9 protein-coding genes and 2 pseudogenes are annotated in these 11,976 nt (G+C 40.6%); 4 read left to right on the forward strand and 7 right to left on the reverse strand.

Annotation, left to right across the window (positions count from 1 at the left end):
- Window positions 1-99: 99 nt before the first annotated feature.
- From H5182_RS14435 to H5182_RS14450, 4 genes are all read right to left on the reverse strand, one after another.
- On the reverse strand, window positions 100-2,010 hold the full coding sequence (locus H5182_RS14435; protein ID WP_182760203.1) for an aminotransferase class V-fold PLP-dependent enzyme: 1,911 nt from the start codon (window positions 2,008-2,010) through the stop codon (window positions 100-102).
- Between the two features lie 735 nt (window positions 2,011-2,745).
- Window positions 2,746-4,116, reverse strand: a complete 1,371-nt coding sequence (locus tag H5182_RS14440) for a sodium:alanine symporter family protein (RefSeq protein WP_182760204.1) — start codon at window positions 4,114-4,116, stop codon at window positions 2,746-2,748.
- A gap of 119 nt (window positions 4,117-4,235) precedes the next feature.
- On the reverse strand, window positions 4,236-5,201 hold the full coding sequence (locus H5182_RS14445; protein WP_182760205.1) for a porin: 966 nt from the start codon (window positions 5,199-5,201) through the stop codon (window positions 4,236-4,238).
- Between the two features lie 238 nt (window positions 5,202-5,439).
- Window positions 5,440-6,771, reverse strand: a complete 1,332-nt coding sequence (locus H5182_RS14450; RefSeq protein WP_182760206.1) for a D-serine ammonia-lyase — start codon at window positions 6,769-6,771, stop codon at window positions 5,440-5,442.
- 373 nt (window positions 6,772-7,144) lie between these two features.
- Between H5182_RS14450 and dsdC the strand changes: the two genes are divergently transcribed.
- Window positions 7,145-8,080, forward strand: a complete 936-nt coding sequence (gene dsdC / locus H5182_RS14455) for a DNA-binding transcriptional regulator DsdC (RefSeq protein WP_182760207.1) — start codon at window positions 7,145-7,147, stop codon at window positions 8,078-8,080.
- Between the two features lie 128 nt (window positions 8,081-8,208).
- Here dsdC and H5182_RS14460 read toward each other — a convergent pair.
- Window positions 8,209-8,447 (reverse strand): annotated as a pseudogene (locus H5182_RS14460) (endonuclease III); the annotation flags it as partial.
- A 39-nt stretch (window positions 8,448-8,486) separates the two neighbouring features.
- On the opposite strand from H5182_RS14460, the gene H5182_RS14465 reads away from it, so the two are divergent.
- A complete protein-coding gene (locus tag H5182_RS14465; protein WP_149980691.1) occupies window positions 8,487-8,804 on the forward strand; it encodes a hypothetical protein in 318 nt (105 codons plus the stop codon).
- Window positions 8,801-9,355, forward strand: coding sequence for a GNAT family N-acetyltransferase (locus tag H5182_RS14470; protein ID WP_182735429.1), 555 nt, complete (start codon window positions 8,801-8,803; stop codon window positions 9,353-9,355). The genes H5182_RS14465 and H5182_RS14470 overlap by 4 nt, the downstream gene beginning before the upstream one ends.
- Window positions 9,356-9,468: 113 nt before the next feature.
- Here the strand turns inward: H5182_RS14470 and H5182_RS14475 are convergent.
- Window positions 9,469-9,717: pseudogene (locus tag H5182_RS14475) on the reverse strand (endonuclease III); the annotation flags it as partial.
- Window positions 9,718-9,832: 115 nt separating this feature from the next.
- Here H5182_RS14475 and H5182_RS14480 point away from each other — a divergent pair.
- Window positions 9,833-11,224 carry an alpha-amylase family glycosyl hydrolase gene (locus tag H5182_RS14480; RefSeq protein ID WP_145240713.1) on the forward strand — a complete coding sequence of 464 codons (1,392 nt, stop codon included), beginning with the start codon at window positions 9,833-9,835 and terminating at the stop codon, window positions 11,222-11,224.
- Between the two features lie 99 nt (window positions 11,225-11,323).
- On the opposite strand, the gene nth is transcribed toward H5182_RS14480, so the two are convergent.
- A complete protein-coding gene (nth, locus tag H5182_RS14485; RefSeq protein WP_145240715.1) occupies window positions 11,324-11,956 on the reverse strand; it encodes an endonuclease III in 633 nt (210 codons plus the stop codon).
- Between the last annotated feature and the right edge of the window lie 20 nt (window positions 11,957-11,976).

The raw sequence follows: 11,976 nt of genomic DNA on the forward strand, positions 1-11,976 counted from the left end.
GTTCTATTAACGTGGCCTAGAATTATAACGCACTAAACAGCAATATCGTGTGACATTGCTGTTTCGTTATAAGGAGTTCGACTGTATTAAAGTATATTTTTACTTTTGAACTTTGCCCTTAAGAACATAGATTTCACCATCAAAACTCCCTTGAATCGTCAAACCTTGTCCTGCTAACTCTTTAAGGTACTCTATATGTTCCTCTGTAATATGCTGTCCCGGGACCAAAAGAGGAATGCCTGGCGGATAGGGGGTGACTAAACCGGCACAAATACGGTTGTTACTTTTACCGATAGGCACAGATTCGCGCTCGCCATAAAAGGCATCGCTTGGAATACACGCTAAGTCTATGGCTGGTAGATTCTCAGGCAAGCGAGATCGTCGCGTCGATTTTGACAACTTCACTTTACCGCTGTCGAGTTTTTTGAGCGCATTATAAAGACGAATTATTTTTGAGCGTGTGCCGCCAAGCGTCAGTAATACTAAGATGGTGCTATGAGTGTACTTCTCTATTTCTAGGCCAATTTCATCCAGCAGGTATTTATGAATATCCTTTAATGAATAAGGTAATTCGCTAATATCGATGAGAATTTTTAGCGGATCGTGACCCATGTTATCACCACTAAAGTGTGGAAATATTTCCATAAAGTCTTGCTTACCTAGCACTTTAATTTGTTTGAGTGAAGCCATCTGTTGTTTAAATTCTTCCACATGGTTCAATAAAGCATTGAGTAACTTATAGCCTTCCATCTCTAATTGCTTTTGGCACACGTCAAGCGAAGCGATAAGCTGATATTTTGGCGATGTACTGGCGTAAATACTGTAAATCTCGCGAAAGAAATCAGCATCGAAATCGGGATCGTTAACATGAATATAAGACGCCTGAGAAAACGCTGAAACCACTTTATGCGCTGAATGGGTGACATAGTCAGCGCCAGCATGAATGGCGGAATAATATCGTAGGCTTGGATGAAACAGAGAGTAAGCAAACCACGCTTCGTCAATAAATACTTTAATACCATGTTGATGGGCAAAATCGACCACCTGTTTCAGATCGCTCAGTAGGCCATCGTAAGTACAACCCGTGAGGACTAGCAATTTTGCATCGGTATTTTGTTCTATCGCTTGTTTTATATCGGCCAACGACGGCGGCGCGAAGATGCCATATTTAGGATTTAAAATACTCGACAAATAAACAGGTAAACTCGCTGATTGCAAAATGCCATAGTGCACAGATTTATGACAATTGCGGTCGATAATCACTTTATCGCCCTTGCGCAGCAATGTCTGCAAGATGATTTTATTTGAGGTAGACGACCCATTGGTAACGAAATAGGTATGCTTGACTTCAAACGTCGCCGCTGCTGACTCTTGGGCACGGCCAATGGTATTGGTGCTATCTGATAATGATCCTAACGAATCAACAGAAACCGACAGGTCGCCAACGAACACATTACGACCATAAAACTGATAAAAATCTTTGATATAAGGGGAATTTCTAAAGCTAGAGCCACCGCTGTGTCCCGGTGTATGCCAAGAGTCGTTTGCTTCGCCAACATAACGGCGATACGCCGTCCAAAATGGGGTTTCTGAGCGGTCATCGAAATCGTTAATCATATAGCCTAAAATTGCTTCAGGATCAGAAATCACCTCATCTTTAAAGAAGAAAGACTCAATCTCCTCCGACTCATTAACTATTTCTAGCCCTTTCGTATCATCGCCAATAACATAAACAGGCAACTCAAGGCGGATCCCCTTTAACTGCTCGATAAAGCGACTATAAGTGCGTTCGCCAACCTTATTTTGCAAATCCCAGCTAAGCACTACGGCCTGAATATCGCCATCTTCCTCTACAATGTCCAATGCTTGTTTTAGCTCAAGACGCTCAATAATATCGATATGAATATCATCTCGCTCAAAATTTGGGATGGTTTTCGACAGATTAGTAGAAAGCTCTTGCAAGGTGGCGGGGTCTTGCTCAATTAACAAGATACGAAGTATAGGTAACATAAGAATTCTCGCAATAAAATTTCATAATGCTCAACAGCATAACGAAAGGATTGAGACTTGTGAAATTAATACTTTGAAAATGTTCTAATAATTACTCTGACATTTGTACACATAAAATATTATATTCAAATTTTGTTAAATGATATCGAAATTGAGCCTGTGTGAACGATAGATTTTAGTCCTTATTTATCTAATCTATCTTCTCTTTATACTTGGGGGAATAATGTAGACCCTTATCCTAAAGTTTGTATTTTTATATTTACCGCTCATTTTTAGGTAGTGTGAAAATAAACAGGGTGATGCTTGGCAATTCAAATTAAACGTCAAATAAATTTAGTGGATATGCGTTTTTTATAAAAACCGTCCTTGGTTTTTAGCCTTCGGCCCAGCATTCGCTATTCATAATTATACCCAATCAAACTTTTTCATCGGATATTATCAATACTTTTTTAAACACAGGTTTAATCAGTTCAAGTATTTTGGTCACGAAGCTCACTATCGATTTGTAATGTGGTTTAATGCCTGCTGATACTCTCATGAACAAAATATTATTCTTATAGGCTTTGGCGATACGGCGTCTACTAACCAATTCATGAATGCATATTTACCTTTTTGGTCGGAGTTCATTACAAGCTTTACGTGATCAGGCCGTACTAAAAAAATGACTAATGTGGCCTGGCTACGTGTTAAGCGTCGGTTAAATTGAGTTTAGCCTTGCTGACGCTCAGCTTTGACTTATTCGCTGATAACTTTCTTTTCGCCATTGGTGAAGTATTCACGCGTTAGCTTGAATACTACTGGGCTCAACAGTGCTAGGGCGATAAGGTTAGGAATAGCCATCAGAGCGTTCATGGTATCGGCAAGCAGCCAGATGAAGTCCAACGATCCCATTGCGCCTATCGGTACAACGACAACCCACATAATACGGAATGGAATGACGGCTTTGATCCCCAATATGTATTGGACACATTTTTCACCGTAGACACTCCAACCTAGGATGGTGGTGAAGGCGAAGACTGACAAGGCGATAGCCACAATGTAGTTACCGACATCAGGTAAAGCCGTGGCAAAGGCTGCGGAGGTCAGCGCCGCACCGGTTTCACCTGAAGTCCAAGCGCCGGAAACCACAATGGCTAGACCTGTGATAGAACAAATGAGCAAGGTATCGATGAAGGTACCTAGCATAGCTACCAAACCTTGGGCAACAGGATTGTTGGTCTTGGCCGCGGCATGAGCAATTGGCGCACTACCTAGACCCGCTTCGTTAGAGAATACCCCGCGAGCAACACCGAAGCGAATTGCTGCCATTACAGCAGCACCGGCGAAACCACCAGAAGCAGCAACAGGGTTGAAGGCGCTTTCGATGATTAAGGCAAAAGCTGCCGGGATCTCATTGAAGTTCATACCCAGAACAATAAGGCCGGCACCGATATAGAAGAAAGCCATCAGTGGGACCAGCTTACCAGCAACGTCACCTATACGCTTGATGCCACCCATTAATACTAGACCGACGAGAATCATCATGACAAGACCTGTCGCCCAGGTAGGGATACTGAAGTTGCTTTGCAGCGCAGCAGCTACAGAATTAGCTTGCACTGTGTTACCGATACCGAAACTGGCGAGCGCCCCGAACAGGGCAAATGCCATACCCAGCCAGGCCCATTTGCTGCCTAGTCCGTTCTTGATGTAGTACATCGGACCACCGTTGTGATTGCCCTCTTCATCGACTTCACGAAAACGCACCGCCAGTACTGCTTCAGCAAACTTAGTCGCCATACCAACAAGGGCAGTACACCACATCCAAAATAACGCACCCGGACCACCAAGAAATATTGCGGTTGCCACACCAGCGATGTTCCCAGTACCGATGGTTGCTGACAGCGAGGTCATCAGAGCGTTAAATGGGCTGATCTCGCCTTCAATATTTCTTGCTTTGTCAGGGGTGCGACCACTCCACAACAGTCTGAAACCGGAGCCCAGTTTCATGATGGGCATCAGTTTTAATCCAATCATCAGGAATAGCCCAACCCCGAGGATCGCTACTAACATCAGTGGGCCCCATACTACGCCGTTAATTACAGAGATGATATTGACAATATTTTCCATTGTAACCTCTTTTATTTATTGTGATTCAGTGAATAACTATTACAAGCAGTGCATCCTGTTGATGGCGCGAGCTAACAGTTTTCTGAATATGAGAATTATTAACACAGTGTTGTCGAAGCTTAAAATTTGAAGCCGTAGTCAAAGTTGTAGCGAAGACCGACCATAAAGGAGTTTGTGCTGTCGCCAGCTTTCCAATCCATGGTCTGCACTTCACCGAAAAGGTAGAAGTCATTGCGAGGGTGCCACTCGAGGGTCGCGTTGTAAGCCCGGAAGCTGGTGACATCAACGCTGCTGTCAAAGTCGGATATACCGATTTTTAGCTTGTAGCCATTACTTAGCTTATAAGCGGCAACCATGTCTAGGCTAGTCTTGTTTACGCCCTGGTCGTCTGTATCTGTGAAGGTGGCGGCTAGGTAGAGATCACCAAAGCTCTTGGCGGCACTGACACCGCGTATTTCTTTTTTGTCAACAGCCATTTTCTGTATGTAGTAAGCAACGGCTAGGCGAAGATTGTTGGCGCTGTAGGCTAGACCTGTGTTGAAGCGATCCGTGTTCTGTGAAGCTTCATTTTCATCATCGATCTGAACATCTGTGGCAAGGGAGAAATCACCGATGATTTTGCGGTAAGAGACATAGTTGTTGATGCGATACGGACCAATGTGATCGTAGGCTAGTGGGCTGCTGGCGCGGTTAAAAATATCGACCGGATCGCCTAGCATGTTGTAGATAGTGGACCACTGCTTACCTATGGCAACACGACCGAAGTCGCCCTTGATGCCAACGAAAGCTTTACGCGCTTCACCTAGATCACCGTTTTTATCGATGGCAATCTTGAATTCACCAGTGGCAAAAGCGGTCATGCCGTTACTCAGTGCTTTTTGGGAGCTGAAGCCGATACGTGAAAGAGCGTCTTTGACGTCCCAACTGTCCTCACTACCGTTGCTGGTGATACCGAAAGTCGGGCGTAGTGTGCCATAGAAGTTAAAGCTGGTTTTGTTTGTCACCCCTTCATCTTCAGTATTGGCAGCTGACGGCAAAGCGATCATTAAAGGAAGCACAGCTGCTTTTAATAGTCTTTGTTTCATGAGTGATCATTCCTGTGTTATGTGGATGGTAGTGTTTAAATTTTTCTTTCTCTGTTGATGTAATCGCTCCCTTAATAGACTTTATTTGTTGTAGGTTCATTGGACTGACCTTAACTTCCATCCTAAATTGAACGTGAATTTACTTTTGAAAACGGAAGTTTCGTCTTCTTTGGCGGCCATGTGGCGCAGGAAAATGAATATTTGACAAAGGCGCAGTTGGCAGCTGGCTTGTTTAAATTCAGCGCACAGACTGAGTGAGATACGACGCCATTTCGTTTTCAGGAACCATACCCCCACCTGTGGCCCAAACTAAGTGGGTGGCATTTTTCAGTTTTTGATCGTTCTGTTGGATCCGTTGAATATACTCTTCATTGCCAGATACCAAGACAGGGCCCAGTATTCCAGCTAAAGCAGAAGGCTCTAACTGAATATTTTCATATTTATTAAGCTCTCCAAGGTGGTGATACATCTTTTCATCAGTAATGGTATAAAAACCATCAAGTAACCTTTCCATTGCTCTTCCCACAAATCCAGAAGCGCGGCCAACAGCAAGCCCGTCAGCAGCAGTTATATTATCGATGCCAATATCCTGAACTGAAATTTTGTCATGAAGGCCAGTAAGAACTCCCAATAACATGCAAGGCGAATGGGTGGGCTCCGCAAAGATACAATGAACATTGTCACCAAATGCCATTTTTAAACCAAACGCCACGCCACCAGGACCGCCGCCCACTCCGCAAGGTAAGTAGACAAACAGTGGATGCTGCTCATCTACCTGAATTTTCATTTCTTCGAACTGCTTCTTTAATCGTTCTCCAGCAACGGCATAGCCTAGGAAAAGAGTTGTCGAGTTTTCATCATCAATAAAGAAGCACGTCGGATCTTTTTCCGCTTGCTTACGTCCCTGGGCAACCGCGACACCGTAATCTTTTTTGTATTCAATAACTTTTACGCCATGAGAACGAAGTTTGTCCTTTTTCCATTGACGCGCATCGGCCGACATATGGACAGACACTGAAAATCCAAGTTTCGCGCTTATAATACCAATAGACATTCCTAAATTACCGGTAGAACCCACAGCGATACTAAACTGCTTAAAGAAAGCCCTAAATTCACTACTAAACAGTTTGCTGTAATCATCGGATTCAGAGAGTAACCTAGCTTGCATTGCTAGCTTTTCGGCATGAGTTAACACTTCATAGATACCACCACGTGCTTTAATTGAACCCGAAATCGGCAGGTGGCTATCTTTTTTCAGTAATAATGTTCCTCTAATCTCGGTGTCATACTGCTGTTCAAGAGCCTTTTTTATGGTTGGAATAGCAACAACATCAGATTCTATAATGCCGTTTGTTTTGGCGGTTTCAGGAAATGCCTTCACCAGATAAGGAGCAAACCTTTTGAGTCGTTCACTAGCGTCCTCTACATCTGCCTGATTTAGCCCTACATAAGGGAGACCTTCAGCCAGAGTTGTCATATTTGGGTTAAACCAACAGACTTCGTCTAAGGCGATTAGTTTTTTAATCAGAGGGAAATCAGTAAAGAGTTGTTGAATGTTTAATGTGCTCATTTTATTCCTTAAACGTAGATGATGTACGACAGCAGGAAGGTATCTTCCAAAGTTAAAAAAGAAACTATAAATGTATCAGTCGTATAATATTTAAAAAGTTCTGTCATTGTTGCGCCGCATGACCCTGACTAACCAGAGTTGCAATTTCATCTTGTTAGCTTGTGTTTACTGTTTGATTTAGACGCATTAAACAAAAGATACAAAATGATGACAAGCGATCAAAATTCACACATGCATGAGCTATATTAAAACAACAGCGTTATTTAATTGATAATTTGGATTTATTCAGATATTTAAGTTAGATTAACTCATACAAAACCAGCGTGCTTGATAATGGACGTAATAGGCGGGCTTCATTCTGAAAGGTGGCTTCATGTATACCAAGGATAACATTTTTGCTAAGAATCAGCGGTTAAATAGCTCTCAGCTCTCCAAGCTTCATACATTTGAAGTTGCTGCCAGACACTGTTCTTTTTCTTTATCAGCAGAAGAATTGTCAATAACACCAAGCGCGATATCACACCGCATCAATGGACTAGAAGATGAACTTGGGATCCAATTATTTAAACGTTCCCACAGAAAAATAAGCCTAACCTCTGAAGGGGAGCGAATTTATCGCACCTTAAAACAATCTCTAAACACATTAAATCAAGAAATCCTAGAAGTACGAGATGGTGAGATATCAGGAACGCTCACCATCTATTCACGTCCATCTTTTGCGCAGTGCTGGTTAGTGCCTCGTATCTATAAATTCAAAGAGTTACATCCTGCAATTGGACTTAATATCTTGACGGGAAACGAAAATATCAACTTTTATGGACACGGCATCGATGTCGCTATCTATTTTGATGATAAAACGCCACAAAAATTTTGGTATCAGCAGATAATGTCAGAGTCTATTTCCCCAGTATGTACACCGGACTATGCGAAAAAACACGATTTAGAGGCAGGTGTACAAAATTTACATAAATGCACATTGCTGCATGACAACCAAGCTTGGAATTACGACTCTAACCTGGATGAGTGGGAGTCTTGGGCAAAGACATATGGCATTGAGCCAATTAAACAGATACCGAGTATGGGTTTTGATCGATCTGATTTGGCGGTTATTGCCGCTATAAATAATGCAGGTATTGCAATGGGCAGGCACAGCTTAGTTCAGAAAAGAATCATCTCAGGCGAATTGATTAAGCCATTTCCCGGAAAAGAAGTATCTTGTCAACAAAGGTACTACGTAGCCACACTTAAAAATCAAAACGCCAAAAAAGTTGAATTATTTATCGATTGGCTTAAACATGAAGCTCAATAACTTGGTGTGATGGACTCTTGCTAAAACGGGGAATTTCCAGATATGTAGTGGTTTAATTAAACTGGAGAGGTTTATAGCGTAAAATGAGCAAAACCGCAGTTTCAACATAGCTAGTAAAAGACCTAGGACTAATCTGTTTTATTTTTAAACTCACATAAATCTCAATAATACAACTGCCACATTTTGGTTTACGTGCTACGCAAGTATAACGCCCGTGAAGAATGAGCCAATGGTGTATATCAAGTTTAAATTCTGCTGGTACAACTTTTAAAAGTTTTTGTTCAACCGCAACAACACCTTTACCCATGGCAAGCTTAGTACGGTTTGATACACGGTCTATGTGGGTATCTACAGCAATGGTTGGCCAACTTAAATATAAGGAAGGAAGATGTAACTAGCTTTCAAAATGTTGGTAGTTGAAATCCTAAAGAGCAAAGATCATGTGTTTGCATTAGGCATCATCGGAACTTTTAGTTACAAAGTTAATTTGGTAACTCATATTAACTGTGTTGTAGTTGATATAATTACAGCACGAGATAGGGAATTATGTATGAAAGAGGATATTGATGAGCTAAAAAGTGAATTTCAAGCAAAACTTCTATCTTGGAATAATATAAAAAGTAAAAAAATTAAAGTTACATTTATATTCATATTTTTCGGTTTGATTGGATTAAAGGTTTTTACTACTATCTTAACTGTTGATTGGCTTGCAGGGTTAATATGATGATCACTTTTCGCCCACTTAACAAACATGATTTTAACTATTCAAAAGTTATAGACCTTTTTTTCGAAGCTTTTCCAAAAGTTCACAGACTACCAGAATGGCTTGTTAAATACAGAATGAGGAATGGAAAAAATGGCTTTGATATTATTTATGATCATAATAAATGGGTTGGCTTTCTCTACACTAAAGAATATAAACAAATTATCTGTGTAAAGTTTTTTGCTATATCTGAATTGCTCCGCTCAAGTGGTTACGGAAGCAAAGTAATGGATTCTATGAATGAAAAGCATTCAAATAAAAGAATAGTACTCACTATTGAGGAGCTTGATGAAAAGGCAGAAAACTATCAACAAAGAGTTAAGCGCAAAGCGTTTTATGAAAAAAATGGGTTCAGTTCTACCGGGTTTATCATAAAAGAGCCAGCTGAGCGGCAAGAAGTCCTTATACGTGGTGGAACTATATCTCAAGAAGAAATAGAAGCTATGTACAAGCATTTTTTAGGAAATTTATTGTTTTCTTTACTTAAAATCGAAGTACTAAAAATTGAATAAGAATACCGTCATTTTAATGTAATTAGTTAGTCGTTAGCAGTTAAATAATGCATGCAAACAGCAGCAAAGATAAAAACTTAAAGTTTACTTATTGGCTCAAAAAAGAATAAACATTATTCAGTCTTGTCTTTAAACTCATATAAATCTTCAATAATACAACTGCCACATTTTGGTTTACGGGCAACACAGGTATAACGCCCGTGCAGTATGAGCCAATGGTGTACGTCTACTTTAAATTCTTTGGGGATCACTTTTTCGAGTTTTTGCTCAACGGCTACCACGTCTTTACCCATGGCAAGCTTAGTACGGTTTGATACACGGAATATATGCGTATCTACAGCGATGGTAGGCCAACCGAATGATAATTATCGTAGATAGGCATTAAGACTTACATACGTATTCATGTTAATAGTTTGTTGAAAATAATTTCACTACATCACATATTGTTAAAACTTAATCGTTTAAGGGGCTTTATAAATGAAAAACCTTTCAATAATATTACTATTTTTAGGGCTGTGTGCCTGCACTAATATAAGTAAAAAAACTAAGACAACAAATATTTCCTCTAATTATGTTCCACAAGAATATGTGAAGTTAACGCATCCTCAGTGGAGTAAGAACGCAAGTTTTTATCAAATTAATACGCGACAGTTCACACCTGAAGGAACATTTGCAGCCGCTGAGCATCAACTACCACGATTAAAAGAACTTGGCGTCGATATTCTTTGGTTAATGCCGATTCATCCGATTGGCGAAGAAAACAGAAAAGGGTCGCTGGGTAGCCCTTATTCAGTAAAAGATTACTACGGTGTTAATCCTGAGTTTGGTACCTTAGATGACTTAAAAAGCTTTGTTAACGCTGCTCACGAATTAGGTATGTACGTTATTCTAGATTGGGTAGCAAATCATAGTGCTTGGGATAATGAATTAAGACATAAGCATCCAAATTGGTATACAAAAAATTCGCAAGGTAATTTTCAACCTACGCCGTGGTGGGATTGGTCAGACATAATCGACTTTGATTATAACGTACCAGAAATGCGTGAATACATGACTGATGCAATGAAGTATTGGGTCAAAGAAGTAAATATTGATGGTTATCGATGTGATGTAGCTGGTTTTGTTCCTCTCGATTTTTGGGAAAACGTTAGGGCGGAGCTAGACGCGATCAAGCCCGTTTTTATGTTAGCTGAATGGGAAATGCGTGATTTACATGCTAAAGCTTTTGATGCTACTTATGCATGGTCTTGGCAGGAAGCTATTCATGATATTTTAAGTGGTCACGCTGATTTAAATAGATTGTTTGTATACTATTCATGGAATGAGGGAGCGTATCCGAAAAATAGCTATCGGATGACGTATGTTTCAAATCACGATGCTAATTCATGGGAAGGAACCGTGTTTGAGCGTTATGGTAGCGAAGAAAAAGTAGCGACAGCAATCGTATTGTCTATTGTCGGTGAAGGTATGCCATTAATTTATAATGGACTTGAAGCTGGGAATATTAAGCGGCTTGAGTTTTTTGAAAAAGATCCTATCGAATGGAAAGAACATAAATTTAAGCCATTGATTCAGAAGCTCTTAGCTTTGCAGAAACAAAATAGTGCGTTGTGGCATGGTAAATATGGCGCGACAATGGAGCGTATTTATAATACTAATCCGACAGAGGTGTTTAGTTTTATCCGCGAAAATACCAAAGATAAAGTGTTTGTTGTGATTAATTTTTCTGATAAAGAGCAAGATATTCAATTTATGGGTCCACAAACAGCTGGAGTATATACAGAGCTATTTAGCAAACAAAAGGCAACGCTTACTGAAGACGCAAGCCTTAAGTTGGCGCCTTGGGAGTATAGAGTTTATGTCCGGTAATGTTTAAAGGTTAAGCGTTTATTTGAGGTTTTCAAATTAAGATAATCATACGTAGGGCACATATCGTATGATTATCTTAATATTTCAATTAAAAATTAGTTACTCAGTCTTTTCTTTAAACTCACATAAATCTTCAATTATACAGCTGCCACACTTTGGCTTACGCGCCACACAGGTATAACGTCCATGTAAAATGAGCCAGTGATGTACATCTACTTTAAACTCTGCTGGTACAACTTTTAATAGCTTTTTTTCTACTTCAACAACGTTCTTACCCATAGCAAATTTAGTGCGGTTTGATACGCGGTCTATGTGGGTATCTACCGCGATTGTCGGCCAGCCGAAGGCGGTGTTGAGTACCACATTGGCAGTTTTACGGCCAACGCCGGGTAGGGCTTCTAGGGCTTCACGATTCTCAGGCACTTCGCTGTTGTGCTTATCAACTAAAATTTGGCACATTTTGTACACATTGGCAGCTTTAGAATTAAACAAACCGATGGTTTTAATGTAATCGCGAAGTTTATCGTGGCCTAAATCTAAAATTGCTTGCGGCGTATTGGCGACGGGAAAGAGCTTACGGGTGGCTTTATTTACCCCAACGTCAGTTGCTTGTGCTGATAGCGTTACCGCAACTAACAGTTCAAACGGGCTTGAATATTCAAGCTCGGTTTCTGGATGTGGGTTTTGCTCGCGCAAGCGAGAGAGTATTTCGTATCGTTTTTCTTTATTCATGCAACTTAAACGCACAGTAA

Origin of the sequence: Pseudoalteromonas sp. SG44-17 (genome assembly GCF_014164235.1) — a bacterium.
GTDB lineage: Bacteria > Pseudomonadota > Gammaproteobacteria > Enterobacterales > Alteromonadaceae > Pseudoalteromonas > Pseudoalteromonas rhizosphaerae.